The following is a 24,076-nucleotide window of genomic DNA, read 5'->3' as shown; positions in this document are numbered from 1 at the left end:
CATGGATCACAGCTGGGGTGGGGAGCCCTTTGAACAAATTCGAATTCTTGAAGGAGACGTGACGGATGCGCGACCCCTATGAGGTCTTGGGGGTGCCGCGGGGCGCCAATGCTGCCGCGATCAAGAGCGCCTATCGCAAGCTTGCCAAGAAGCACCATCCCGACAGCAACAAAGGCGATCCCAAGGCCGCCGAGCGCTTCGCCGAGATCAACTCGGCCAACGAGATCCTCGGCGACGAGGACAAGCGCAAGCAGTTCGACCGCGGCGAGATCGACGCCGAGGGCAAGCCGCGCTTCCAGGGCTTTCCCGGCGGCGGTCCGCGCGGTCGCGCCGGCCCCGGCGGCTTTGAGAGCTACACGTTCCGCAGCGGTGGTGCGGGTGGCGGCCCGGGCGGCGGTGCGTTCGAGGACATCCTCAACAGCATGTTCGGAGGCGGGGTGCGCGGCGCGCGGCCCGGCGCCGGCGGCGGCGCCCAGTTCGAGTTCGACACTGGCGGGATCGGGCTCGATCTCGACGTGAATGTCGCGATGTCCGTCTCTCTGGAAGAGGCGGTCAAGGGCGGCGAGAAGCGGGTCCGGCTGCCGAACGGCAAGGAGCTCAACGTCAAGATTCCGGCCGGCGTCACCGAGGGCCAGCAGATCCGGCTGCGTGGGCAGGGCGAGAGCGCGCAGGGCCATCCGCCCGGCGACCTGCTGCTCACCATCAACATCGCGCCGCATCCCTACTTCAAGGTCGAGGGCGCGGACCTGCGGATCGATCTGCCGGTCACGCTCTATGAGGCGGTGCTCGGCGGCAAGGTCCGCGTGCCCACCCTCGGCAATGCCGTTGAGCTGTCGGTCCCGAAAAACACCTCCAGCGGCCGGACCTTCCGCCTCAAGGGCAAAGGCCTGCCGAAGGCCGGCGGAACCGGCGACCTCTTTGTCACCATCAGGATTATGCTACCAGACGGGAACGACGCCGAGCTTGAAGCATTGATGGAGAAGTGGCGGGACCAACATCCGTACAATCCGCGTAGCGGGCTCGGCTAAGGCATGATTCGGAAAAGTGCGTAGCGGTTTTCCGAAAAAATCATGCCCAAGAACTAGGGCGCTGTCCGAGACCGCGTCGACGATCGGAGCATTCTCTTCCCCACAAGGATGATGCTCAACACACGCCTGAAGCGCGGGCCGCGCTTCGACGCTGACGTCTAAGACGTGTCGGCTGTCCGGCGGGGCAGCCGATAATAAGGTGCGGCCTCGAGAGGGGGACCAGCGCGGTACCAAAAACCCCAATCGAGGCCGCCCGCGTCGATCGGCGGATCGAACGCCACTCATAATCGCGTGATCACCCGGTGCGATAATGAGACGCACACATGTCTTGATTCGAAATTTTCGATGACGGAATCTAGGCACCGCGCTCGTGCAGTTGTTCAGCCGCCGTTTTTCTCTGCCTGGTCGTAAACGGCTTGCGCCACCTTGTTCAGCCTGTCGCGGTCGCCGCCGACGCCGCTGACGACGTAGCCGACGCCGCGCTCGGCCCAGAACAGCGCCCCGTCCTTGTCCGTCCTGGCGTAGCGCATCTGCGTTGCACCATTTTCGGTCTTGGCGCTGTAGATTGTGTAGCGTTCGCCCGAGGCGCCCTCATACATCAGGAACGAGGCCGGCCCGTTCGGCCCCGGCAGGAGCCGGCCGCCGACGAGCTTCAGCCCGCTCGCCTCCAGGTTCGGCGCGAACACCGTCCAGCCGCAGCGCCTGGTCAGCCAGGCCTGGAGATGGTCGCGCTCGTTGCCCCCGACCTCGACCGGATGCCGGACCTCGACGACATAGAGGCGGTGGGCGTCGAGCGCGTCCGCGGTGAGGCTCTGGAAGGTCGAGGGGGCGTTGGCGGCGCCATGCGCGAGCCAGCCGGCGGAGCCGCCGGCGACGAAAGCCACCAGCACAGCCGCTGCGGCGCCATACATCCATTGCCGGGGGCGGCGCTCCAGGCGCTCGAGCTCCAGCCGCGCCGGCACCGGCTCCAGGGCGACGGCGTCGTAGCGGGCGTGCAGCATCTCGGCCATGGCGCGCCAGGTCTGCACGCGCTCGGCATCTTCAGGGTGGGCGGCGAGCCAGGCCTCGACATCGGCGCGGCGCTCGGCCGGCAGTTCGCCGTCGACATAGGCGTGCAGTTCGTCCTCGGTCACTGGGATATTGCGGTCGTTCATATCGTTCGTCTCTGGCTCTGCGGCCCAAAATGTTCTTCGTGACTCAACTTTGCTCGCCTCATCGGCAGGCGGGACAAAACGCGATGCATCAACTCTGCCATCATTTCACCCGCCTGAGCGCCGGGCGCTCGCCCTCCAGTGAGGCTTTGACGTGGGCGCGGGCACGTGCGAGGCGCGACATCACGGTGCCGATCGGCACGCCCTGGATGTCGGCGACTTCGCGGTAGCTCATGCCTTCCAGCATCACCAGCAGCAGCACCGAGCGTTGCTCCTCGACCAGCGTCGCCAGCGCCTTCTCGATGTCGCGCCCTTCGGCTTCGGTCCCGCTGGCATCCGGGTTGTTCTCCGTCAGTTGCATGAATTGCGGCCGCCTTGCCAGCGAGCGCCGCCGGTTCTTGTTGAGGTTGGTCAGGATCGTGTAGAGCCAGCTCCTGACGTCGCCTCCGAGGAACAGGCGCTCCGAACGCAGCGCCCGCACCAAGGTGTCCTGCACCAGATCGTCGGCCGCATCCGCATCGCGCGTCAACGCGCGGGCGTAGCGGCGCAGCGCCGGAATCATGGCTTCCACACTCTGGCGAAACGCACTCATTGCCGTCTTGACGTCCCTCACATCAGGCGCGAACGCCTCGATCATCATAACACCCGAATGGAACGGCTATTCCGGCGCTCGAAACAGCGTTAACGCCGCGTATTAGGGCTGTACCGCAGGGGAGGGCTGGTGTACCTCCAAACCTCAACCCGCTCGATGGGACGTGAAGAAATGGCGCAGAATTCAGGTCTGATGCAAGGCAAGCGCGGAGTGATCCTCGGCGTCGCCAACAACCGCTCGATCGCCTGGGGCATTGCCAAGGCATGCCACGCCGCCGGCGCCGAGCTCGCCTTCACCTATCAGGGCGATGCGCTGAAGAAGCGCGTCGAGCCGCTCGCCGCCGAGATCGGCGGCCTCGTGCTCGGCCATTGCGACGTCACCGACGCGGCGACCATCGACGCGGCGTTCGCGGTGCTGAAGGAGAAGTGGGGCAAGATCGACTTCCTGGTGCACGCGATCGCCTACGGCGAGCAGCTCGACGGCCGCTATGTCGACACCACGCAGGAGAATTTTTCGAAGTCGATGCTGATCTCCTGCTATTCGTTCACGGCGGTGGCGCAGCGCGCCGAGAAGCTGATGACGGACGGCGGCTCGCTGATCACGCTCTCTTATTACGGCGCCGAGAAGTGGATGCCGCATTACAACGTGATGGGCGTCGCCAAGGCGGCGCTGGAAGCCAGCGTGCGCTATCTCGCTGCCGATCTCGGCGAGAAGAACATCCGCGTCAACGCGATCTCGGCAGGGCCGATCAAGACGCTCGCCGCGTCCGGCATCGGCGACTTCCGCTATATCCTGAAATGGAACGAGTACAACGCGCCGATGCGGCGCAACGTGTCGACCGAGGACGTCGGCGGCAGCGCGCTGTATTTCCTCTCCGATCTCTCGCGCGGCGTCACCGGCGAGGTGCATCACGTCGATTCCGGCTATCACGTGCTCGGCATGAAGCGGCCGGACGCGCCGGACATTTCGCTCGGTGGCTAGAGCATGATCCGGAAAAGTGGCAACCGGTTTTCCGATCAGATCATGCTCAAACAAGAGAACTAGTCTTTAGCTGGAATGCCCGTGCCTACGATCTACTACCTTCGCCACGGCGAGACCGAGTGGAATGCGCTCGGCAGGCTTCAGGGCACCAAGGACGTTCCGCTGAACGCGCGCGGCCGCGCTCAGGCCGTGCAGGCCGGCAGCGTGCTGGCCGATCTGTTCAGGCGTGACGGCCGTGACAAGGCCGCGCTGCCCTATGTATCCAGCCCGCTCGGCCGCGCGCGCCAGACCATGGAGCTCGCGCGCGGCAAGCTCGAATTGCCGCCTGCCGACTATGGGCTCGATGACCGTCTGCGCGAGATCGGCTACGGCAGCTGGGAGGGGCTGACGCTGGCCGAGAGCGAGGCGAAGGATCCAGACATCTATGCGAGGCGCCTTGCCGACAAATGGACCGTCGGCCCCGCGGGCGGGGAGACCTATGCCGACGTGCAGGTCCGCGTTCGCGCCTGGTACGACGAGCTCCGGACCGACACTGTCGCGGTCGCCCATGGCGGCACCTGCCGGGCCCTGATGGTGGCCTTGGGGCTCGAGACCCCCGCCAGCGCCGCTGAGCTCTATATCGAGCAGGGCGCCGTCTACGTGTTCCGCGACGGCCGGCTGGAAAAGTTTAGTTAAGCCCGGCTCGCCGCCCCGCCCCCCCGCCGTCATGCCCGGGCTTGTCCCGGGCATCCACGTGTTTTCTTGCTTGCCGTGACCAAGAACGTGGATGGCCGGGACAAGCCTGGCCATGACGAGCTTGGCGACCATTTGACCCCCCATCCAGATCGCGTTACGTCACGTTCAGCAAAAGCGTTGTCATCCAACGTTAGGCAGCAGTTCGGTATGTCCTTCAACACCTTCGGCCACATGTTCCGCGTCACCACCTTTGGCGAGAGCCATGGGGTGGCGATCGGCTGCGTGGTCGACGGCTGCCCGCCGATGATCCCGCTGACCGAAGCCGATATCCAAAAGGATCTCGACCGCCGCCGGCCCGGCCAGTCGCGCTTCACCACCCAGCGCCAGGAGCCGGACCAGGTCAAAATCCTGTCCGGCGTAATGGCGCATCCGGAGACCGGCGTGCAGGTGACGACCGGCACGCCGATCGGCCTGCTGATCGAGAACACCGACCAGCGCTCGAAGGACTATTCGGAGATCAAGGACAAGTTTCGCCCGGGTCATGCCGACTTCACCTATGAGGCCAAGTACGGCCTGCGCGACTATCGCGGCGGCGGCCGCTCCTCGGCGCGCGAGACCGCGATGCGGGTCGCTGCCGGCGCCATCGCGCGAAAAGTGCTGCCCGACGTGAAGGTGCGCGGCGCGCTGGTGCAGATCGGCCCGCACAAGATCGACCGCGCGAAATGGGACTGGGACGAGATCGCCAAAAATCCGTTCTTCTGTCCGGACAAGGACAAGGCCGCCTTCTTCGAGACCTATCTCGACGGCATCCGCAAGAGCGGCTCCTCGATCGGCGCGGTGCTGGAGATCGTCGCCGAGGGCGTGCCGGCCGGCTTAGGTGCGCCGATCTACGCAAAACTCGATTCCGATCTCGCGGGCGCGATGATGACCATCAACGCCGTGAAGGGCGTCGAGATCGGCGCCGGCTTTGGCGCCGCCGAGCTCACTGGCGAGGAGAATGCCGACGAGATGCGCACCGGCAATGACGGCACGCGCTTCCTCTCCAATCATGCCGGCGGCATTCTGGGCGGCATCTCGACGGGACAGCCGGTGGTGGTGCGTTTTGCGGTGAAGCCGACCTCGTCGATCCTGCAGCCGCGCCTCACCGTCGACCGCAAGGGCGCCGACACCGAGATTTTTACGAAGGGCCGCCACGATCCCTGCGTCGGCATCCGCGCCGTCCCCGTCGGCGAGGCCATGATGGCCTGCGTGCTGGCGGATCATTTCATCCGGGATCGCGGGCAGGTCGGCCGCTAGTTCTTCACCTCTCCCCGCTCTGGAGAGGTGAAGACACCGCGGTGACGCTCTCATCTCGCGGTACCAGCCCACCGCGCAGCTTGACGTCAGCACAACTTCGTCCGCAAATGCGCGCATGGAAACCTCCGAGCTCCAGCGCATCACCAACTGGCTGATCGACGGCGCGCGGTCGTCCAGGACCCCGGCCGAGATGATCGCCGACATCTGCGAACATCTGGTCGAGGCCGGGCTGCCATTGTGGCGGTTCGGCGTCTTCATCCGCACGCTGCATCCGGAGATATTCGGCCGCAACTTCATCTGGCGGCAGGGCGAGGAGGTCGAGATCGGCACCGTCGATTTCGAGATCCTGGAGACGCCCGAATTCGCCAAGAGCCCGCTCCGGATCGTGTTCGAGCAGGGCCTGGAGGTCCGCGGACGGATGGACGATCCGGACAGCAAGCGGTTTCCGTTTCTCGACGACATGCGGGCCGAAGGGGCGACCGACTATATCGCGGTGCCGCTACCGTTTCTCGACGGCTCGGTGCATGCGACGAGCTGGGTGACACGACATCCCGGCGGCTTCAGCGACGACCACGTCGCGGCCATCCGCTCCATCGTGACGCCGCTTGCGCGCGTCGCCGAGATCATCAGCCTGCGCCGCACCGCCGAGATGCTGCTCGACACCTATGTCGGCAACCGCGCCGGCGCGCGCATCCTCGGCGGCCAAATCCGCCGCGGCCACAACGACACCATGCAGGCCGCGATCTGGCTCTCCGATCTGCGCGGCTTCACCGCGCTGTCGGACCGGCTGCCGGCCGAGACCGTGGTCGAGATCCTCAACCAGTATTTCGACTGCCAGGTCACCGCGATCCGCGGCCATGGTGGGGAGGTGCTGAAATTCATGGGCGACGGCCTGCTCGCGGTGTTCCCGATCGACGAATATGTCGGCGATGCCCAGCATGTCTGCTCCCGCGTGCTCGAGGCCGCGCGCGAATCCCGCGCCAGCGTCGAGGCGCTCGCCTTTCCGGTCGGCGACGTCGTCGAGCGTTTCCGCTTCGGCGTCGCGCTCCACGTCGGCAACATCCTCTATGGCAACATTGGCGGCGGCAACCGCCTCGACTTCACCTGCATCGGCCCCGCCGTCAATCTCGCCGCGCGGCTGGAGAAGATCGCCGGCCGGCTCGGTCGCACCGTCGTCGCCTCGGAAGGTTTTGCCAATGTCTGCCGCCACGACTGGCGCGCGCTCGGCGATTTTCCGATCGCGGGATTTTCGAAAGCCCAGCGCGTCTACGGGCTTGGCGAGGAGACGCCGGTGGTGATGGCGTGAGCGCGTTCAGGCCGACGATCGCGCGGATCGGCTGAGCAGAGCACTGCGGCCGCCGCTCTCGGCTGCCGCGCGCCTCAGTCCGTCCGCTCCAGATTGTCGCGCACGCGCCACTTCAGTGCGTCGATGTCGATCTGATGCACGCTGCCGCTGCCGGCGAGGTCGAGCGCGTGCGCTGCGGCGGCGCCCATCGCCATGCAGGGTCCCATCACCCGAACGCTGGAGAGTGCGGCCTTGTCGGCATCGATGCAGCGGCCGGCCGCGACGATGTTGTCGGCCTCCTGCGGCGCCAGGCTGCCGAACGGCACATAGTGGACGTGGTCCTTGTCGAAGACGTGCCAGTGATGGCCGGAGCCGTGGTCGTGCAGTTCGATCGGCCACGCCGTACGGCCGATCGCGTCTTCGAATTTGGTGCCGGCGCTGACGTCATCGACCGACAATTGCTGGCGGCCGACGATCCAGCGCGTCTGGCGGATCCCCGGAAAGCCATAGGCGCGGATGCGCGCTTTGCCGAAGCAGGCGGGGAATTCGTTCCTGAGGAAGGCGAAGGCGCGGTCGGCCTGGTCCTTGCCCTCGATGCCCTTGCGGCTCGCCTCCAGCGGCTCCAGCGGCGTTTCGACATGGGTCATGTTCATGGCGGCAACGCCGCGCCCGGGAATGACGAAGGACAGGCCCTCGCGCCGCAACAGGCCGTAGTCGCCGGCCTTCTCTCGCATGCGCGCCGGCAATTCCTCTCGGCTCGGCACCTTGCTCTCGTCGATATTCTCCACGATCAGCATTTGCGTGCCGTAGATCGGGCCGTCGTCCGGCTCGCGGCAGGCAAAACCCGCCTGCCACACCAGCGCGGCGTCGCCGGAGGCGTCGACGAAGCCGTTTGCCTCGACCTCGACGTCGCCGTAGCGGGTGGAGAGATCGATCCCGGTCACACGCCGGCCGGCGACGCGGACGTTGCGCATGACGGCGCCGACGATCACGGTGACGCCGGCCGCAAGCATCGCCTTCTCGACCCAGCGTCCGAGCGCGACCTCGTCGTAATAGACGACGGTGGTGTGCGGCCCGCGGCGGTAGAACAGCGCGTTCTCCTGCGCACCGAGGTCGCCCAGCAGATCGTCGGCGATACCGTGGGTGAACTGGTAGCCGTCGCTGCCGTTCGAGAACAGGCCGCAGAAGGTGCCGATGATGGAGTTGACCGCCTGGCCGCCGAGCGCGGGCAGGCTATCGACCAGCACCACCTTGCGCCCGGCGCGCGCGCCCTCGATTGCCGCAGACATGCCGGCTGCGCCCGAACCGACCACGCAGATGTCGGCGACGACGCGCGACGGCTTCTGGTTTGCGGCACGCCGGACGATTTTGGTGCCCGCGGTGACTTCGCTCGTGCTCATGGCTCGCTCCGTGTTCTTGTTGTCGTTGTCGTCAGTCATCTCGGCGTCGTCGGCCGGTCCGGGACGAAGGATTTGTCGATGATCTTCTCGGCATCGATGTCGGGTTCGATCATCTTCTGGCGCTTGAACCAGGCGATCTGACGGGCGATGTCGGCGCTGTCGAGCGCGGGATCGACGACCGAGAGCCCGATGCGGAGCTGCTCGACCTTCTGCTCTGTGTATTTGGAGATGATCGCAAGCATCGCGTCGCCTTCCTCGCTGCGGACGAACTTGCCGTCCGCATCGCGTTTCAACAGCACGCGCGCATAGTCGTCGGCGCCGCGGCGATAGGCGGCCAGCACCTTCTCGACCAGCTTGCGGTTCTTCTCGATCGTCGCGTTCGAAGCCACGACGCAGCCGAGCATCCAAGGCGTCTCGTCACCGACGAAGCCGAGAATGATCGCGTCGCCAGAGGCGACCACCGGGCTGATCGTGGTCGTGGCGGTAAGCGCCGCGTCGAGCTGGCCGCCCTTGATGGCAGCGGCGACATTCGGCAACGATTGGAGCGGAACGACCCGGACGGAGGTCACGTCGAATTTCAGCTTGTCGGAGATCAGGCCGAGCGAATAATGGAAAGTCGAGCCGATTTGCGTGATGCCGACGGAATGGCCCGGAAAATCCTTCAGCGCCTTCAGGCCCGAATCATACGCGCGCTTGGAGGCGACGTAAGCGGTATTCTGGAAGCCGGGTGCCTCGCGCGCCGTGCCGGCAATCACCTTCAGTCCGCCCTTGCCCGCGAGGTTGTAGAAAGCGGCCGTGAAGCCGGTGAAGCCGATATCGATATCGCCGGAGACGCTCGCTACCGCGATCGGCACGGCGGCGTCGAAGAACTTTAGATCGGCCTCGATCCCTTCTTGCTCGAAATAGCCACGCTCCTTGGCGAGGAACAACGGGGCGGCCGAGGAGAGTTTCAGCAGCCCGATGCGGACCCGTTCGGCCGCTTGCGCCATGCTGCTAGTGAGGAAGGTGATCGCCGCCAGCGTCAGAATCAGTCGGCCTCTTGTCACGAAGCTTCTTCTTGATTTGCCCACTTCCGTCGTTTCCCGCCCTGCTTGTTGTCCGGCCTGCCCCGGTTTTGCGGCATTGTCGGCGATCTCTGGCGGGAATGCAAAGTCGGAAAGCGCGGATGGCCTATTCCTCCGGTTCGGTCGTGAACAGCAGCGGATAGCCCTTGGCGCGGCCGGCATCGGTGGCGCGTGTCGCCTTGGTCTCGGCGACGTCCTTGGTGAACACGGCGACCACGCAGGTGCCGAGTTTGTGGGCGGTGATCATCACCTTGTAGGCCTGATCCTCGGTCATGCGGAATTCGGCCTTCAGGACCATGGTCACGAATTCGCGCGGCGTGTAGTCGTCGTTGATCAGGATGACCTTGTGCAGCCGCGGCCGCTCGACCTTGGTCTTGGTCTTGGTTTTGGTTTTCGGCGTCGTGACGGTGTCGTTCATTCCGCCTCCCCGACAGGGCGGGCTCGGGTTCCTGCCGGAGCGATCAGCTCGCGGCCTTCGCACCATATTGCAGGACCTGCACCTTCTCCAAGGTGATCAGGCCGCTCGACATCATGCCATCCAGGATGGGCAGGAATGCGTTGATGTTGTCCTCGCTGTCGACGATCTCGATCAGGAGCGGCAGGTCCTCGGACAGCCGCAGGATTTTGGAAGTGTGCAGCCGGCTCGATTTACCGAAGCCCATCGGGCCGCGCAGCACGGTCGCGCCGGCGAGGTGCCGCTCGCGCGCCGTCGTCACGATCGCTTCATAAAGCGGCTTGCCGTCATAATGGTCGCTCTCGCCGATGAAGATCCGGAGCGAAACCGCCTGATTGGGAATCTGCATAGTCAGCTCCTTTTCAGGCGATTATAGCGGCTCGCCAGCATATGGCCGAGCCAAACCGACACCAGCCAGCAGACGACCGACGCGGCGATATAGGCCAGCGCCGTATATTTCATGCCGCCGTGGAACAGGCGGAAGGTTTCCAGGCTGAAAGTGGAGAAAGTGGTGTAGCCGCCGCAGAACCCGGTCATCACGAATTGCCGGTGCTCGGGCCGCGCCAGCACGCGGCCGTCGGGGCCGGTCAGCGCCGCGTAGAAGCCGATGATCAGCGAGCCCGTGGCGTTGATGAACAGCGTCGCGATGGGGAAGCCGGGCCCGGTGTCGAGCGCGAGCCCGACCAGGTAGCGCGTCAGCCCGCCAATGATGCTGCCGGCGGCCACCCAGGCATAGAGCGTCGCGGTGCGCCAGCGCTCGGCGGAGGAGGGGGACTTCATCTGCCGTTAGCCTCCAAAACTGTCCGCGAGCAGGAAGCCGCAACTGACGGCGGCGAGGCAGAGCCCGACCGAGAACACGACATTGCCGAGCGCGTGCATCGGCTCGCCGTTGCGGGCGAGCGTCAGCGTTTGCAGGCTGAACGAGGACACCGTGGTGTAGCAGCCGAGGAAGCCGGTCACCGCGAATAGCCAGGGATTGGGCGCGGCGAACACCGAGCCGGGATGCGTTGCCAGCGCGCCGAAGATGCCGATCAGGAAGGCGCCGGTGACGTTGATGGTCATGGTGCCCCACGGAAACGTCTCGCCCATCCGCCGGGCGATCGCGCCGGAGACGAAATAGCGCGCGCAGCCGCCGAGCACGCTGCCGATCGCGATCGCGATCACTCCGCTCAGCATCACTTGTCCTCCGCGACGGGGCCGTTGCCCACAGTGAGCAGCCCCACGAGCGCCACCAGTGCGAAGCCGAGCCCGGCGAGGAATGTGCCCGCAGGACCATAGGCATCCCACAATGCGCCGGCGATCACGCTGGCGGCGAGCAAGGCAATCCCCGTGAATAGGTTGAAATAGCCGAAGGCGGTGCCGCGCAGGCTCGGCGGCGCAGCGTCGGCGACCTGGGCCGAGAGCAGGCCTTGCGTCAATCCCAAGTGCAGCCCCCACAGCACGACGCCGAGCGCGAGGCCCCCAAGACTCGGCAGCAAGGCGAGCGCGAGGTCGGCGCCGGCGAGAAAGAGGAGGCCGAGCGCGAGCAGGGCGGTCCGGTTGATCCGGTCGGAGAGCACGCCGGCCGGATAGGCCGACAGCGCGTAGGTGATGTTCATCAGCACCAGCACCGCCGGCACCCACATCGCATTGAGCCCAATGTTCTGCGCGCGCAGGATCAGGAAGGCCTCGCTGAAGCGGGCCAGCGTGAAGACGACGCCGACCGCGACGACGCGCCAGTACACCGATCCGAGCTGCCGCATCGCCGTCAGATTCAGCGGATTGGTCGCGGGCTCCCGGCTCGGGTCCGGCTCCGGCTCGTGGACCGCGAGCGCGATCAGGGCGAAGGACAGGAAGGCCGGCAGCACGGCCATCCAGAACACGAGGGTGAAATTATCCGCCGTCCACCACATCAAGCCGATCGCCGCGAGCGGCCCGACGAAGGCGCCGATGGTGTCGAGCGACTGCCGCAGGCCGAAGCTCGCGCCGCGCAGGCCTGCAGGCGCTATGTCGGCGATCAGCGCATCCCGCGGTGCACCGCGAATGCCCTTGCCGACCCGGTCGATGAAGCGCGCTGCGACCAGCCATCCGACGCTGGGGGCGAGCGGGAAGAGCGGCTTCGTCATCGCGGCCAGCCCATAGCCGAGGGCGGCGAGCAGCTTGCGGCGGCCGAGCCAGTCGGACAGTGCGCCCGAAAAGATCTTGGTGATCGAGGCGGTCGCCTCCGCGACGCCCTCGATGAAGCCGACGGTGAGCGTGGAGGCGCCGAGCACGGTGACGAGATAGACCGGCAGCAGCGCGTGGATCATCTCGGAGGAGACGTCCATCAGCATCGAGACGAAGCCGAGCACCCAGATCCCCCTGGGCAACGTGCTGCGCGCAGCATTCGGTGTCGTCGTCACGCCTTCTCCTTCGTCCGGCTTCAGGCAACAAAAAACCCGCCATCGGCGGGTTTGTCCATGCTCCCGCCAAAGGCGGAGGCTCAATGATTGCCCCACCTCAAGCAGGAGTCATCAGCCCATTACGGTCCAGGTACAATCTGAGCCGCCGGGCGGTTGTCGGGGGACTCCATCCCCATCTGTGCGTCCAGCCTAGCATGGAAATCGCGCCGGACAAGTGGGCGGGGGAGTAGCTCCACTAACGCCGTCATTCCGGGCCTCGCGAAGCGAGAACTCTGGCGCGCCCTTGCGCGCCAGAGAATCTCGAGATTCCGGGTTCGGCTCTTCGAGCCGCCCCGGAATGACGGAGCCCGTGGTCGCACGCGTTCCGATGACGCAAGCGCGGCAACACCGCGGCGGCTTTGCGTAAAGCGCGAAATTCCTAACTCGAATGTGAAGCGGAAGCGATCTTCGCGCTTTGCGGCAAGGCGATTGCATGTCACCATCGCGTCATACGACGGGAGACTGCGATGCGCTTGCTGTTCTCGATCGGGGCTGTGCTGGTGGCCGGCATGTTGGCCGGAGGGGAGGTCGCGGGAATCGCGGCACCAGGACCCAAATTTGAGCCGTCCAGACATCAGCCGCAACGCCTTGCAGCCGACAAGGATGCGCAGACCGTCGACGTCGAGCTGATCCTCGCGGTCGACGTCTCCTACTCCATGGACATGGACGAACTCGCGGTGCAGCGCGAAGGTTATGCGCAGGCGATCCAGTCGAAGGAATTCCTCCAGGCGCTGAAGCTCGGTCCGAACGGCCGGATCGCGGTGACCTATTTCGAATGGGCGGCCTCCAGCGACCAGAAGGTCATCATCCCCTGGCGGCTGATCGACGGACCGGAGACTGCCGATGCGGTCGCGGCCGAAATCATGAAGACGCCGATCCGGCGCGCCTCGCGCACGTCGATTTCCGGTGCGATCAATTTCGCGATGCCGCTGTTCGAGGAGGATCCCTATCGCGGCCTGCGCCGCGTGATCGACATCTCGGGCGACGGTCCCAACAACAATGGCGGCCCCGTGACGGTGGCGCGCGACGCCGCGCTCGAGAAGGGCATCGTCATCAACGGCCTGCCGATCATGGTCAAGGAGCCGTCCTACTCGACCATGGATATCGACAATCTCGACTACTATTACGAAGACTGCGTCATCGGCGGTCCCGGCTCCTTCGTGATCTCGATCAAGGATCGCGAGAAGTTCAAGGAAGCGATCCGCACGAAACTCCTGATGGAGGTGGCGGGCCGCACGCCGGAGCGACCCGTGGTGCCCGTTGCCGACAAGGACAAGGAGCCGCGGGTCAATTGCATGATCGGCGAGAAGATCTGGTCGGACCGCTGGGGCCGCTGAGCCGCGCGACCTGTCGAATGGGACCGTTTGCCTCACTCGCGCAGCGGTTGAATTTAACGGCTCGTTAACCAGCGCGTGGTCTTAATCCAATTGTTTCCAGCTGTTTCAGGATCATGTCCTGATACTGTGTGCCGACACGCGAACGAAAGCGTCCTTGTCAGGATCGTCCGCCGAGCAATCCAATGGCCGTCATCTCGTCCAGCACCAACCAGATATCGCCCGCCAACGAGCGGATGTATCACCAGAGCAACCTGGTCGGTGACTGGAAAGGCAATTGGGCGGGCAACAACCAGCAAGTCGGCTTCAAGGTCGTGAACATCCGGGGAGCCCGAGCCCAGATCGAGTATACCCATAATGGGCATACCGAGCGCGGTTTCGGCCAGGTCAATGGTGCGACCATCACCTACGGCAACGTCACTGTCGGCACCAAGGATGGCAAGAATCTCGCGCTGGTGTTCTCCGCCGGCGGCGGCCAGGCGACCGCCACTCTCGCAAAGCAGGCGCCTCCCGGTTCCGACAGCAACCTCATGGGAACCTGGGGCGGCTATTCGGCCGACAATGGCAAGAGCGCAAGCTTTCGCGTCCTTGCCATCAACGGCAAGGAAGCCACGGTCAGCGTCACCACCGACGGCATCACCCGCCAGGGCACCGGCTACGTCTACAAGAACGTGATCACGTTCGGCCAGTCGCAGATCGCGACCGACGACGGCAAGAACGGCAAGATCATCTACCAGGTCGGCACCAAGTCCTTCATGGTGCCGGTGACGAAGTACCCGCCGACGAACGGTTCGTCCTCGGTGGACAAGACGGCCTAGCCGCTACGGCTCGTTGTCGCGGACTGCGTCAGCGCTTTCAATTGCCGGTCGATTTCACGCAAGACATCGCAGGCGGACGCAAAGGCACCATCGCCGATCAATCGCCAGACCTCTTTCGTCTGCTCGTTCAGATGCGAAATCGTCAGCGTCAGGCGCGCGGCTTCCCCCAGTGCGCCTTTTTCGTTGATGAGATAGCGTTCGTTCAACGCAAACAGAACCTGTGCGACGCAAGCCAGCGACTGGTAGGCGCATCCGGCGACATGGGTCCATTCGTCGCGCGCGATGGCCAGCTCTGCGTTCTCGATGGCGAACAGCACTTCCCACTGGAAGCGCCGGATCAGAGCGCACCGCAACGGCTGCGGGTAGGGCAGCGCGGCAGACTTCAGCCGGGCGATCAGGGCCTCTGGATCGTGCAGCGGCTGGCAACAGGCGATCTCGCCCATCCAGATCGCCGAGCAGAAGCCATGTGGATGGCCGGGCTGGTAATCCATGGTGACGACGCCTGCTTGGCAGGATGCCATCACGGCCTCGACCGCATCGATGTTGCGGTAGAGCAGATCGACCTTGTTTCCTTCGACCGACAGCCAGGCGCCGCCGACGATCCACGGTCCCCATTCTCCGATCGGCGTCACCGACGTAGTGGCCGGGTCGTCAGCGATCGTCTTCGCCGCCGCCAGGAGCCGTTCCGTGTCCAGCGGGCTCGCCGCCGTGAAGTAGAGCCCGATGTCGTAGTCCGACGCCGGATGTGCACTGCCCCGCGCACGCGAGCCGCCGAGCACGATGGCCGCGATGCCCGGCACTTCGGCGAGAGCGGATGTCAGGCGCGTGAGCAGGGGATCGTGCGGCATGGAGGGCAATTTTGCTGATGCTACTTCGCAGCCAGCGGCGGCAAGGGCGGGACGCTGTCCTTCGGCGCTTCCGCCTGCATCGTGATCAGCGTCATCGAGACCAGGTCGTAATAGCCGATCAGGCCGATGATATCCATGATGCCGCGCTCGCCGAATTTCTGCTGGGCGGCGCGATAGACCTCATCGGACACCTTCTTGTCGCGGTAGAGCGCCATCGCGAGATCATAGAGCGCGGCTTCATCATCCTTCATCGTCTGCGGCCGCACGCCGTTTGCGACGTCCTTGGCGACCTGCGGATCGAGGCCGGCTTTCATCGCCAGCGGATAATGCGCGAACCATTCGTACTGCGCCGTCCATTGCCGTGCCGTGATCAGGATCGCGAATTCGCTGAGGCGCGCCGGCAGCGACGAATTCCAGCGCAGATAGTCAGACATCGCCGAGAGCTTTGGCGCCAACTCGGGGTTGCGGATATAGGCGCGATAGGGCGGGTTGGTGAACTTGGCGTTGCGCGGCGGCACCGCGATCGCATCGGCCCATTCCTTCTGCGGCGGCGTGAGTTCGTCCGGCTTGAGCGGTGTGAAGCGCGTCGGCTCGGCCGCGTGGCCCGCGCGGGAGATCGTCACGGCAAGCAGCACAACCAGCGCCAGGCCGGAATATTTCATCGTCATCCTCCCATGTTGGCGGACTCATGCCGCCTTGTTCGATCGCCAGCTTACGTTGCAGCCTGGCCCGTGCAAGACCTCGGGCGCGCATGCTACACTGCGCGCTGGAGATTGCTTGCGATGGAGAGGGACCAATGACCGACGAACCCGTGATGATGGCCGGCTCAGCCACCGTCTTCGTCGTCTCCGATATCGCCGCCAGCCTTGCCTATTACCGCGACGTGCTCGGCTTCGAGGTCACTTTCGAATATGGCCAGCCTCCGTCCTATGCCTGCCTCTGCCGGGACGAGGTCGGCCTGCATCTGCTCGCGGCGGCCGCAACGAAACGGCTGCCCGGACATGGCGGTCTCTGCGTTTTCGTCCGCGACGTCGACGAGATTTGTGCCGAAGTCTCGCGGCGCGGTGCCAGGCTGCTCAACCGGCCGGAGGACCGCGATTACGGCATGCGCGATTTCGACGTCGTCGATGCCGACGGCAACCAGATCACGTTCGGAATGGGCGTGGGCGACGCGGCCTGACATCGTCGGCCGCGGCGCTTGCGCGCGTTCAGATCCGTGCCTCCAGGATCAGGTTGAACGGGGTCTCGGCGGCGCGGCGGAAGCGCGACAGGCCGCCTTCGCCCGCGACCTTGCGCAGCCTCGCCTCGCCGGCTTGGGCGCCGAGCGCCAGGCCCACCTCCTGATCGAGCGAGGCCGGCGTGCAGATCATGGTCGACGCCGCGTAATAGACGCGCCCGACCGGGTTGAGGTTGTCCTCGAGGCGGTCGCCCGCGAACGGCTCGACCAGCATGCAGGTGCCGTCCTTGGCCATGCTTTCGCGCACGTGGCGGATGGCGCCGACCGGATCGCCCATGTCGTGCAGGCAATCGAAGAAGCAGACGAGATCGTAGCCCTCGGCCGGATAGGACTTGGCCGAGTGCACCGCGAAGCTGACGCGATCGCCGAGCTTTGCTTCGGCTGCAGCCTTTCGCGCCGCCTCGATCGAGCCCTCGTGATAGTCGAAGCCGTAGAAGCGCGAATTGGGGAAGGCCTCCGCCATCAGCCGCGTCGAGACGCCGTGACCGCAGCCGACGTCGGCGACCTTGGCACCGCGCTTGAGCTTGTCCACGACGCCGTCCAGCGCCGGCAGCCACTCCTGCACCAGATGATGCATGTAGCCGGTGCGGAAGAAACGGGCGGTGCCGCAGAACAGGCACTCGCTGCGCCGATTCCAGCCGACACCCTTGCCGGTCTTGAACGCGTCCGTGATCTTCGGCTCGTCGAGAAACGCTGCGGCAATGACGTTGCCGACGGCGCCGAGGAACACCGGGCTGTCCGGGTCGGCAAGCGCCATCGCCTGCTCTGGCAGCATCGAGAATTTTCCGGATGCTGAGTCAAATTCGACGTACCCGGACGCCGCCTGGCTCGAGAGCCATTCACGGACATAACGCTCAGTCGTTCCGGTGGCGCTCGCCAGCTCGACGGAGTTCATCGGTCCCTTGGCGGCGAGGGTGCGGTAAAGGCCGAGCTTGTCGCCCAGCAGGACCAGCGATGCGTTCATCGCCGCCCCGACCTCGGTGATCATCTTGCCCATAAAGGCATTCAACCTGTCGGTATCGACGTCCATGATAGCCTCCATGCGATGGCGGACATTTCGAGGGTCCGCGCACATCCACTGTCGGGAGCGCGCTGCATGCCCTGTAAATGGGTCCGCGCGTCGGAGGGGAGGTTCATGGCGTCAGGAAAAGGTGATGGCCGGAACCGGATCGCGTGAGCCCAGGCATTGCGTCGCTGGCATTTGCACGATCATGGGCATATAATCTGCGAGGTTTCTGACGGTCACCTGAATGTCCAGCTTCACTCGGTCCTGCGCTCTTGCAACTCTGTTCGCGGTGCTCTGCCTCGGCGATGCGCCGGCCCATGCGCAGGCGGCCCCGCTGCAATATTGGATTCCGGGCGGGCCTTTCGGCTTCGGCGGCAGCGCCGTCCAGAGCGCCGACGCTTACGGCAATTTTCCGAGCTTCAATGCGGCCGATGCCAATGGCGGCTATGATTTTCGTCCCGGTTTCTTTGTCGGCGGCGCGCGCGGCAATCTTGGTTTGAGCGGCCTCAGCCAGTCCGTCCCGGCCGGCAATTTCAGCGCGCTGTCCTATGACAGCACGCAGTTCGGTTACAACACCAAGACTGCGGGCGGCATGCCGGTCACGTTCTTTGCCGGTTTCAACTCGCTGAAATATGGCGACGGCATCGGCAGCTCGCTTGCGCCGCTCACCTCTGGTGCCTCTCCCGGCTATAGCGCGTTCGCGGGGGTCGAGTTCAAGCCGACCTCCAATCTCAGCCTGTCGTTCGGCGCCGGTGTCGTCCAGCAGGATTCGGGCCGCATGGACAGCGATATCCGATCGAACATGCTGCCCGGCGAGTCGCCGGCGTTGAGCGGGTTGCGGCGCTAGAGCATGACCCGGGAAAGTGTGCAGCGGTTTCCCGAAAGGTCATGCTCAAACAAAAAGACTACCGCGTAAATCGCGCCACCAGCTCCACATGCGGCGTATGGCGGAACTGGTCCACCGGCACCACGTTCTCGATCTTGTAACCACCATCGATCAAGAGCCGCGCATCGCGGGCAAACGTTGCGCTGTTGCAGGACACTGCGATCACCACAGGCACCTTGCTCGCGGCAAGCTTCAGCGCCTGCGCCTGCGCGCCCTGGCGCGGCGGATCGAACACGACCGCGTCGAAATCGCGCAGCTCCTGCGGCACCAGCGGGCGGCGGAACAAATCGCGCGGCTCGCACCTGATCGGCTTCAGGCCGGGCGTGCGCGCGGCTTTCGCGAGTGCGGCGATCGCGCCGGCATCGTTGTCATAGGCGGTGAGGCGCGCCTTCTCAGCAAGCCTAAGCGCGAACGGGCCGACGCCGCAGAAGAGGTCGAGAACCTCCTTGGCCTTGCCGACGCGCTCGGCGACGAGCGCGGCCAGCGTCTCTTCGCCCGCAACCGTCGCCTGCAAGAACGAGCCGGGCGGCAACGTCACGTCAGCGCGACCCATCTTCACGATCGGTAGCAGACGTTGCAGCACCAGCTCGCCATGCCGCGTCAGCCGCGCCAGGCGGTGCTGCTCGGCGACGCGCGACAGCGCGGTGACGATCGGTGTCGGCAGCGGGCCGGAGCCGCGCACGTCGACATCGAGGCCGTTGACGGTCGCGGTGACCTGGATGTCGAGCGGTTTCGTCACCAGCATTTTCGATGTCAACGGCTCAGCCAGCGCCCAGGCGGCGTCGAGTGCACCTTCGAGGCCGGGATCGAGGATCGGGCAGCGATGGATCGGGATGACGTCGTGCGAGCTCGCCGCCGAGAAGCCGACCTTGAGCACGTCATGTGTGCCAAATCTTCCATGCAGCGTGACGCGACGGCGGCCGGCGCCGTGGGCATCGACCAGCGGCGCCACCTCGCAATCGATGCCGGCCTGCGCCAGCGTCTCGACCACGATGCTGCGCTTCCAGGCGCGGTACGGCTCGGCTGCCCAGTGCTGGATCGCGCAGCCGCCGCAGATGCCGAAATGCGGGCAGAACGGTTCGATGCGCTCGGGGCTGGCGACATCGACCGCCAGAAGCTTGCGGCGATCAGGATGGTTGCCCGCGACGTGATCGACCTCGACGGTCTCGCCGCCAAGCGTGTAAGGCACATAGATCGCTTCGCCGGCGTCGAGGCAGACGCCGTCGCCGCGATGGCCGACGTGATCGATCCTCAAGCGTTCAACCACGGCGCGCGCCCAGGAAGAATTCGATGTTGCCGTCGCCGCCCGTAATCGGCGAGGGGAAGATTTCGATGTCGGTGCAGCCGAGCGAAGCGGCGAAGGCGGCGATGTCGTCGCAGATCTCCTGATGCACGGCGGTGTCGCGGATGATGCCTTTCTTGTTGTGCTTCCGCTCCGCCTCGAATTGCGGCTTGATCAGCGCGAGCAGGCTCATCGGCGCTGCCGCCAGCGACAGCGCCACCGGCAGCACGGTTTTCAGCGAGATGAAGCTGACGTCGATGACGACGACATCGGGCCGCGCCGGCAGGCGCTTGCCGTCGTAGCTGCGAATGTCCGTTTCCTCCATCGACACGATCTTGGGATGACCGCGCAGCGAGGGATGCAGCTGGCTGGTGCCGACATCGACGGCAAAGACGAGGCCCGCGCCGTTCGCCAGCAGCACTTCTGTAAAACCACCGGTGGAAGCGCCGACGTCGAGGCAGACATGGTCCTCGATCTCGATCGGGTAGCGCTCCAGCGCGCCGGCGAGCTTGACGCCGCCGCGCGAGACGTAGGGGTGCGCGGGTTCGGCCTGGATCACGGCATCCTCGGCGATCGTCTCCGACGGTTTTGCAACCTGCTTGTCGTCGGCCGTGACGAGGCCGGCCTCGATCGCCGCGCGCGCCCGCGCCCGGCTCTCGAACAGGCCGCGCTCGACCAGCAGAACATCCGCACGCTTGCGGGCAGGGGACATCGTTCTCTCCGGAAGCGACTGAGCGCTTATGTAGCGATCAATTGCGCGGCCGCCATCCGGACGCAAGTCTCGAACGCGGCGAGGTCGTTCCAGACGTCGTTAGGCATCTGCACCGGCGTTACCAAGGGGCAGCCGTGCAGCTCCAGCGCATGGATCATCATGAGGTTGTCGACGAGGCCGAAGTCCTCGACCGTCAGCCCCTGCGCATCGACCAGCCGCCCGTCCTCGGAGGTGACGTGCGCGAGGCGGCCGAGACGGTCGGCATAGGTGGCGGGATCGTTGGAATAGGCGAGACAGAACTTGCGGCGGCCGGCCATGTAGCCGAGCTCGTAGACGGTGCCGGGATCGGCGCCGGCGCCGCGGAACGGGATGAGATTGGCAATGATGGCGTCGGCCTCGTCCATCATCGCCTCGTTGCCGCAGAAAATCTGCCGCGCGGCGTCGGGTGCGTCGAGGTCGACGGCATTGTCGAGCGGATAGAGGCCGGTGAGCCCGTGCGCCGCGCAGATCTCGACCTTGCGCCGGCCGATCTCAACCGCATCCGGCAGGAACACGTCGGGGCCTGCCAGATAGATTTTCATGGGTGAGGTCTGCCGATGCGAAGCGCGGTGCCACACCTCTCCCATCGGGAGAGGTCGGCGCGAAGCGCCGGGTGAGGGGTTACGCTCTCACGTGGGACCTGAACGCCTCACCCGGATTACTTGCGCAATCCGACCTCTCCCGATGGGAGAGGTGGGGTCCAGCGTCTGTCGCGATGGCTTAGGCCAGCTTGACCGTCTCGGTCTTCACGTCCTTGCCGAGCGCCTCGAACACCTTGGCGACGATGCCCTTGGCGTCGAGACCGGCGCGGCCGTACATCGCCGCCGGCGTGTCGTGGTCCTGGAACACGTCAGGCAGCACCATCGAGCGGAACTTGACCATTCCGCTGTCGAGCACGCCCTGGTCGGTCAGGAACTGCGCGACATGCGAGCCGAAGCCGCCGACCGAGCCTTCCTCGATCGTGATCAGGATCTCGTGGTCGCGGGCGAGCTTGAGCACCAGCTCGGTGTCGAGCGGCTTCATGAAGCGCGCGTCCGCGATCGAGGTGGAGAGGCCGAGGGCGGCGAGCTCGTCGGCGGCCTTCTCGCATTCGGCGAGGCGGGTGCCGAAGGAGAGCAGGGCGATCTTGCTGCCCTGGCGGATCATGCGACCCTTGCCGACATCGAGCGGAACGCCGACGTCCGGCATCTCGATGCCGCGGCCTTCGCCGCGCGGATAGCGCAGCGAGCTCGGACGGTCGTCGATCGCGACCTGGGTCGCGACCATGTGCACCAGCTCGGCCTCGTCCGCCGCCGCCATGATCACCATGTTGGGCAGACAGCCGAGATAGGCGTTGTCGAACGAGCCGGCATGGGTCGCACCGTCGGCGCCGACGAGGCCGGCGCGGTCGATGGCGAAGCGGACGGGCAGGTTCTGGATCGCGACGTCATGCACGATCTGGTCGTAGCCGCGCTGCAGGAAGGTCGAGTAGATCGCACAGAACGGCTTGTAGCCTTCGCTGGCAAGACCGGCGGCGAAGGTCACCGCGTGCTGCTCGGCGATGCCGACGTCGAAGGTGCGGTCCGGGAACGCCTTGTTGAAGATGTCGACACCGGTGCCGGACGGCATCGCCGCGGTGATGGCGACGATCTTGTCGTCTTTCTGGGCTTCCTTGACGAGGCTCTGGCCGAACACGTTCTGGTAGGCCGGCGCGTTCGGCTTGGCCTTGGCTTGCGTGCCCGTCGCGACGTCGAACTTGACGACGGCGTGGTACTTGTCGGCGGAGGCTTCCGCCGGGCCGTAGCCCTTGCCCTTCTGCGTCACGACGTGGACCAGGATCGGGCCTTCCTCCATGTCGCGCACGTTCTTCAGCACGGGCAGCAGATGGTCGAGGTTATGGCCGTCGATCGGGCCGACGTAATAGAAGCCGAGCTCCTCGAACAGCGTGCCGCCGTCCATCATGAAGCCGCGGGAATATTCCTCGACGCGGTTGGCGCGGTTGGCGATGATCTTGGGCAGGCGCTTGTTGATCTGCTTGGCCGCGTCGCGCAGCGTGCGATAGGTCTTGCCGGAGTAGAGGCGCGACAGATAGGCGCTCATGGCGCCGACCGGCGGCGCGATCGACATGTCGTTGTCGTTGAGGATGACGATCAGGCGCGAGTTCATGGCGCCGGCGTTGTTCATGGCCTCATAAGCCATGCCCGCCGACATCGCACCGTCACCGATCACTGCGATAACGTTGTTCTTGCCGCCGGAGAGGTCGCGCGCGACGGCCATGCCGAGACCGGCCGAGATCGAGGTCGAGGAATGCGCGGCGCCGAACGGATCGTAATCGCTCTCGCTGCGCTTGGTGAAGCCGGAGAGGCCGCCGCCGGTGCGCAGCGTGCGGATGCGGTCGCGGCGGCCGGTGAGGATCTTGTGCGGATAGGCCTGATGGCCGACGTCCCAGATCAGCCGGTCGCGCGGCGTGTCGAAGACGTAGTGGATCGCGGTGGTGAGCTCGACCACGCCGAGGCCCGCGCCGAAGTGACCGCCGGTCACCGAGACGGCATCGATGGTCTCCTGCCGTAGCTCGTCGGCGACCTGGCGAACCTGCTCGATCTTGAGCTTGCGCAGGTCGTCCGGGGTCCGGATGGTGTCGAGAAGCGGCGTCTTACTGTATGCGTTCACGGCGATTTCCAATTTGTCAGCGCCGGAAGGTCGTTCCGGTGCGCGATGGGTTTGCACAATATCGGCGCAGCGCGAATCCTAAAACCGTCGGAGCCACCTGCCTGGGGCACGGCCCCGTCTTCAAGCTTAGGTGAGCTTAGGTGCGCTCCGGTTCAGTCTCTGTGATCCCTGTCACTTAGATCGGCTTCGTCCGTCCCAGCCAATTCACCAGCAGTTTGAAGCGCTTGTCGTCGGTAATCAGTGCCCACGCAAGGCTTGCAAAAAGCCACACTCCGCGCAGCTTTACACCAAAGCTTGGGCCAAAGCCAACCCGCCCCGCCGATTACGGTCATGCAGCTGCAACCGGCGGGCCAGATTGGTTAACCTTGGGCAGGGACCGGCGGTTCCTCCCCAACTGCTTCGTTGGCAGCGCTTTTCGGTGAAAATATGTACTTTTTGCCCGCTTGTGGCCTGGTTCCGGCCTGCGGAGGCGTTGGATTTGACCGGTTCCGCAGCCGGAACGCTCGCGGAACTACCCCGCCACGGAAAATACGGACGGAACTCCCGCATGAAGCCTTTCACGCAGGCGGCGCCGGGCAGAATGGAATTGGGCGTGTCGGCCTTACTGCACGTCGAGCGGCGTGGTGCCTGTGGCCTGGCCGCTGGCATCGGTGGTGATCTTGTCGACGCGGGCCTCGGCCTGGCGCAGCAGGTCCTCGCAGCGGCGCTTCAAGGCTTCGCCACGCTCGTAAATCGTCACGGATTCCTCGAGCGGCACCTTGCCGTCCTCGAGCCGCTTGACGATCGTTTCGAGTTCCTCGATCGCGCGCTCGAAGGTGAGCCTGGAGACGTCGACTTGGGTGTTTTCGGCCATATCCGTTTCCGATTGCCCTATTCGCTTTCCTTGGAGTGAAGGCAGGTTTTGCGGGCTTAATGTGGC

At 65.3% G+C, this 24,076-nt stretch carries 26 protein-coding genes and 1 riboswitch; of the genes, 9 read left to right on the top strand and 17 right to left on the bottom strand.

Annotation, left to right across the window (positions count from 1 at the left end; translation table 11 throughout):
* Positions 1-65 precede the first annotated feature (65 nt).
* Positions 66-1,028: a J domain-containing protein gene (locus AAFG16_RS36120; RefSeq protein ID WP_342733006.1), complete on the top strand. Its 963-nt coding sequence runs from the start codon at positions 66-68 to the stop codon at positions 1,026-1,028.
* A gap of 380 nt (positions 1,029-1,408) precedes the next feature.
* Here the strand turns inward: AAFG16_RS36120 and AAFG16_RS36115 are convergent, their stop codons facing one another.
* Both AAFG16_RS36115 and AAFG16_RS36110 read right to left on the bottom strand, forming a co-directional pair.
* Positions 1,409-2,182: an anti-sigma factor gene (locus AAFG16_RS36115; RefSeq protein WP_342733004.1), complete on the bottom strand. Its 774-nt coding sequence runs from the start codon at positions 2,180-2,182 to the stop codon at positions 1,409-1,411.
* Positions 2,183-2,282: 100 nt separating this feature from the next.
* Positions 2,283-2,771 (bottom strand): sigma-70 family RNA polymerase sigma factor, encoded by a 489-nt coding sequence (locus AAFG16_RS36110; protein WP_011085414.1) that lies wholly within the window; start codon positions 2,769-2,771, stop codon positions 2,283-2,285.
* A gap of 171 nt (positions 2,772-2,942) precedes the next feature.
* Here AAFG16_RS36110 and fabI point away from each other — a divergent pair, with 171 nt between their 5' ends.
* The 4 genes from fabI to AAFG16_RS36090 all read left to right on the top strand — a co-directional run bounded on the left by fabI (position 2,943) and on the right by AAFG16_RS36090 (position 7,029).
* Complete coding sequence (gene fabI / locus AAFG16_RS36105; RefSeq protein ID WP_342733002.1) at positions 2,943-3,752, top strand: enoyl-ACP reductase FabI; 810 nt, start codon at positions 2,943-2,945, stop codon at positions 3,750-3,752.
* Positions 3,753-3,827: 75 nt separating this feature from the next.
* Entirely contained in the window at positions 3,828-4,427 is a 600-nt protein-coding gene (locus AAFG16_RS36100) for a histidine phosphatase family protein (RefSeq protein WP_342733000.1), read from the top strand.
* Positions 4,428-4,634: 207 nt separating this feature from the next.
* The gene (gene aroC, locus AAFG16_RS36095) at positions 4,635-5,723 is read left to right on the top strand and encodes a chorismate synthase (RefSeq protein ID WP_342732998.1); all 1,089 of its coding nucleotides are present in this window, start codon (positions 4,635-4,637) and stop codon (positions 5,721-5,723) included.
* 115 nt (positions 5,724-5,838) lie between these two features.
* On the top strand, positions 5,839-7,029 hold the full coding sequence (locus AAFG16_RS36090; protein WP_342732996.1) for an adenylate/guanylate cyclase domain-containing protein: 1,191 nt from the start codon (positions 5,839-5,841) through the stop codon (positions 7,027-7,029).
* Between the two features lie 74 nt (positions 7,030-7,103).
* Here AAFG16_RS36090 and AAFG16_RS36085 read toward each other — a convergent pair whose 3' ends face one another.
* From AAFG16_RS36085 to AAFG16_RS36055, 7 genes are all read right to left on the bottom strand, one after another.
* Positions 7,104-8,408, bottom strand: a complete 1,305-nt coding sequence (locus AAFG16_RS36085) for an FAD-dependent oxidoreductase (protein ID WP_342732994.1) — start codon at positions 8,406-8,408, stop codon at positions 7,104-7,106.
* Positions 8,409-8,443: 35 nt separating this feature from the next.
* Complete coding sequence (locus tag AAFG16_RS36080; protein ID WP_342732992.1) at positions 8,444-9,454, bottom strand: ABC transporter substrate-binding protein; 1,011 nt, start codon at positions 9,452-9,454, stop codon at positions 8,444-8,446.
* 124 nt (positions 9,455-9,578) lie between these two features.
* Positions 9,579-9,890 carry an ATP-dependent Clp protease adapter ClpS gene (gene clpS, locus AAFG16_RS36075; RefSeq protein ID WP_342732990.1) on the bottom strand — a complete coding sequence of 104 codons (312 nt, stop codon included), beginning with the start codon at positions 9,888-9,890 and terminating at the stop codon, positions 9,579-9,581.
* Between the two features lie 43 nt (positions 9,891-9,933).
* A complete protein-coding gene (locus AAFG16_RS36070) occupies positions 9,934-10,275 on the bottom strand; it encodes a DUF190 domain-containing protein (protein ID WP_027558303.1) in 342 nt (113 codons plus the stop codon).
* Between the two features lie 2 nt (positions 10,276-10,277).
* A complete protein-coding gene (crcB, locus tag AAFG16_RS36065; RefSeq protein ID WP_283081158.1) occupies positions 10,278-10,706 on the bottom strand; it encodes a fluoride efflux transporter CrcB in 429 nt (142 codons plus the stop codon).
* A 6-nt stretch (positions 10,707-10,712) separates the two neighbouring features.
* Complete coding sequence (gene crcB, locus AAFG16_RS36060) at positions 10,713-11,102, bottom strand: fluoride efflux transporter CrcB (RefSeq protein WP_342732987.1); 390 nt, start codon at positions 11,100-11,102, stop codon at positions 10,713-10,715.
* Positions 11,102-12,307 (bottom strand): MFS transporter, encoded by a 1,206-nt coding sequence (locus AAFG16_RS36055; protein ID WP_342732985.1) that lies wholly within the window; start codon positions 12,305-12,307, stop codon positions 11,102-11,104. The genes crcB (AAFG16_RS36060) and AAFG16_RS36055 overlap by 1 nt, the downstream gene beginning before the upstream one ends.
* A 95-nt stretch (positions 12,308-12,402) precedes the next feature.
* A riboswitch (Fluoride riboswitch) is annotated at positions 12,403-12,490 on the bottom strand.
* A gap of 323 nt (positions 12,491-12,813) precedes the next feature.
* Here AAFG16_RS36055 and AAFG16_RS36050 point away from each other — a divergent pair.
* Both AAFG16_RS36050 and AAFG16_RS36045 read left to right on the top strand, forming a co-directional pair.
* Positions 12,814-13,683 (top strand): DUF1194 domain-containing protein, encoded by an 870-nt coding sequence (locus AAFG16_RS36050; protein ID WP_342732983.1) that lies wholly within the window; start codon positions 12,814-12,816, stop codon positions 13,681-13,683.
* A 182-nt stretch (positions 13,684-13,865) separates the two neighbouring features.
* Complete coding sequence (locus tag AAFG16_RS36045; protein ID WP_283081154.1) at positions 13,866-14,498, top strand: hypothetical protein; 633 nt, start codon at positions 13,866-13,868, stop codon at positions 14,496-14,498.
* Here the strand turns inward: AAFG16_RS36045 and AAFG16_RS36040 are convergent.
* Together AAFG16_RS36040 and AAFG16_RS36035 are read right to left on the bottom strand one after the other, a co-directional pair.
* Positions 14,495-15,277 (bottom strand): nucleotidyltransferase domain-containing protein, encoded by a 783-nt coding sequence (locus AAFG16_RS36040; RefSeq protein ID WP_342732980.1) that lies wholly within the window; start codon positions 15,275-15,277, stop codon positions 14,495-14,497. The genes AAFG16_RS36045 and AAFG16_RS36040 overlap by 4 nt on opposite strands.
* Positions 15,278-15,366: 89 nt before the next feature.
* Positions 15,367-16,008 carry a carboxymuconolactone decarboxylase gene (locus tag AAFG16_RS36035; RefSeq protein WP_342732978.1) on the bottom strand — a complete coding sequence of 214 codons (642 nt, stop codon included), beginning with the start codon at positions 16,006-16,008 and terminating at the stop codon, positions 15,367-15,369.
* A gap of 134 nt (positions 16,009-16,142) precedes the next feature.
* Here AAFG16_RS36035 and AAFG16_RS36030 point away from each other — a divergent pair, with 134 nt between their 5' ends.
* Complete coding sequence (locus tag AAFG16_RS36030) at positions 16,143-16,526, top strand: VOC family protein (protein WP_342732976.1); 384 nt, start codon at positions 16,143-16,145, stop codon at positions 16,524-16,526.
* Between the two features lie 28 nt (positions 16,527-16,554).
* Here the strand turns inward: AAFG16_RS36030 and AAFG16_RS36025 are convergent, their stop codons facing one another.
* Entirely contained in the window at positions 16,555-17,613 is a 1,059-nt protein-coding gene (locus AAFG16_RS36025; protein WP_342732974.1) for a class I SAM-dependent methyltransferase, read from the bottom strand.
* 220 nt (positions 17,614-17,833) lie between these two features.
* Here AAFG16_RS36025 and AAFG16_RS36020 point away from each other — a divergent pair, with 220 nt between their 5' ends.
* Positions 17,834-18,436: a hypothetical protein gene (locus tag AAFG16_RS36020; RefSeq protein ID WP_283081149.1), complete on the top strand. Its 603-nt coding sequence runs from the start codon at positions 17,834-17,836 to the stop codon at positions 18,434-18,436.
* A gap of 58 nt (positions 18,437-18,494) precedes the next feature.
* On the opposite strand, the gene AAFG16_RS36015 is transcribed toward AAFG16_RS36020, so the two are convergent.
* From AAFG16_RS36015 to AAFG16_RS35995, 5 genes are all read right to left on the bottom strand, one after another.
* Positions 18,495-19,742, bottom strand: a complete 1,248-nt coding sequence (locus tag AAFG16_RS36015) for a methyltransferase (RefSeq protein ID WP_342732971.1) — start codon at positions 19,740-19,742, stop codon at positions 18,495-18,497.
* Complete coding sequence (locus AAFG16_RS36010) at positions 19,735-20,469, bottom strand: TlyA family RNA methyltransferase (protein WP_342732969.1); 735 nt, start codon at positions 20,467-20,469, stop codon at positions 19,735-19,737. Before AAFG16_RS36010 ends, AAFG16_RS36015 begins: the two co-directional genes overlap by 8 nt.
* A gap of 26 nt (positions 20,470-20,495) precedes the next feature.
* Positions 20,496-21,050: a nucleoside 2-deoxyribosyltransferase gene (locus AAFG16_RS36005; protein WP_342732967.1), complete on the bottom strand. Its 555-nt coding sequence runs from the start codon at positions 21,048-21,050 to the stop codon at positions 20,496-20,498.
* Positions 21,051-21,228: 178 nt separating this feature from the next.
* Entirely contained in the window at positions 21,229-23,157 is a 1,929-nt protein-coding gene (dxs, locus tag AAFG16_RS36000; RefSeq protein WP_342732965.1) for a 1-deoxy-D-xylulose-5-phosphate synthase, read from the bottom strand.
* A 601-nt stretch (positions 23,158-23,758) separates the two neighbouring features.
* Positions 23,759-24,010, bottom strand: a complete 252-nt coding sequence (locus AAFG16_RS35995) for an exodeoxyribonuclease VII small subunit (RefSeq protein ID WP_342732963.1) — start codon at positions 24,008-24,010, stop codon at positions 23,759-23,761.
* Positions 24,011-24,076: the final 66 nt, after the last annotated feature.

Source organism: Bradyrhizobium sp. B117, from assembly GCF_038969555.1.
In the GTDB taxonomy this organism is placed as follows: domain Bacteria; phylum Pseudomonadota; class Alphaproteobacteria; order Rhizobiales; family Xanthobacteraceae; genus Bradyrhizobium.
The sequence above is the reverse complement of the archived record's forward strand: the minus strand, read 5'-3'. Positions and strand labels throughout refer to the sequence as shown.

Coding starts and splice junctions, on each gene's coding strand:
- AAFG16_RS36120 (WP_342733006.1), top strand. CDS start 66: ATGCGCGACCCCTATGAGGTCTTGGGGGTGCCGCGGGGCGCCAATGCT.
- AAFG16_RS36115 (WP_342733004.1), bottom strand. CDS start 2,182: ATGAACGACCGCAATATCCCAGTGACCGAGGACGAACTGCACGCCTAT.
- AAFG16_RS36110 (WP_011085414.1), bottom strand. CDS start 2,771: ATGAGTGCGTTTCGCCAGAGTGTGGAAGCCATGATTCCGGCGCTGCGC.
- fabI (WP_342733002.1), top strand. CDS start 2,943: ATGGCGCAGAATTCAGGTCTGATGCAAGGCAAGCGCGGAGTGATCCTC.
- AAFG16_RS36100 (WP_342733000.1), top strand. CDS start 3,828: ATGCCCGTGCCTACGATCTACTACCTTCGCCACGGCGAGACCGAGTGG.
- aroC (WP_342732998.1), top strand. CDS start 4,635: ATGTCCTTCAACACCTTCGGCCACATGTTCCGCGTCACCACCTTTGGC.
- AAFG16_RS36090 (WP_342732996.1), top strand. CDS start 5,839: ATGGAAACCTCCGAGCTCCAGCGCATCACCAACTGGCTGATCGACGGC.
- AAFG16_RS36085 (WP_342732994.1), bottom strand. CDS start 8,408: ATGAGCACGAGCGAAGTCACCGCGGGCACCAAAATCGTCCGGCGTGCC.
- clpS (WP_342732990.1), bottom strand. CDS start 9,890: ATGAACGACACCGTCACGACGCCGAAAACCAAAACCAAGACCAAGACC.
- AAFG16_RS36070 (WP_027558303.1), bottom strand. CDS start 10,275: ATGCAGATTCCCAATCAGGCGGTTTCGCTCCGGATCTTCATCGGCGAG.
- crcB (WP_283081158.1), bottom strand. CDS start 10,706: ATGAAGTCCCCCTCCTCCGCCGAGCGCTGGCGCACCGCGACGCTCTAT.
- crcB (WP_342732987.1), bottom strand. CDS start 11,102: ATGCTGAGCGGAGTGATCGCGATCGCGATCGGCAGCGTGCTCGGCGGC.
- AAFG16_RS36050 (WP_342732983.1), top strand. CDS start 12,814: ATGCGCTTGCTGTTCTCGATCGGGGCTGTGCTGGTGGCCGGCATGTTG.
- AAFG16_RS36045 (WP_283081154.1), top strand. CDS start 13,866: ATGGCCGTCATCTCGTCCAGCACCAACCAGATATCGCCCGCCAACGAG.
- AAFG16_RS36035 (WP_342732978.1), bottom strand. CDS start 16,008: ATGAAATATTCCGGCCTGGCGCTGGTTGTGCTGCTTGCCGTGACGATC.
- AAFG16_RS36030 (WP_342732976.1), top strand. CDS start 16,143: ATGACCGACGAACCCGTGATGATGGCCGGCTCAGCCACCGTCTTCGTC.
- AAFG16_RS36025 (WP_342732974.1), bottom strand. CDS start 17,613: ATGGACGTCGATACCGACAGGTTGAATGCCTTTATGGGCAAGATGATC.
- AAFG16_RS36020 (WP_283081149.1), top strand. CDS start 17,834: ATGTCCAGCTTCACTCGGTCCTGCGCTCTTGCAACTCTGTTCGCGGTG.
- AAFG16_RS36010 (WP_342732969.1), bottom strand. CDS start 20,469: ATGTCCCCTGCCCGCAAGCGTGCGGATGTTCTGCTGGTCGAGCGCGGC.
- AAFG16_RS36005 (WP_342732967.1), bottom strand. CDS start 21,050: ATGAAAATCTATCTGGCAGGCCCCGACGTGTTCCTGCCGGATGCGGTT.
- AAFG16_RS35995 (WP_342732963.1), bottom strand. CDS start 24,010: ATGGCCGAAAACACCCAAGTCGACGTCTCCAGGCTCACCTTCGAGCGC.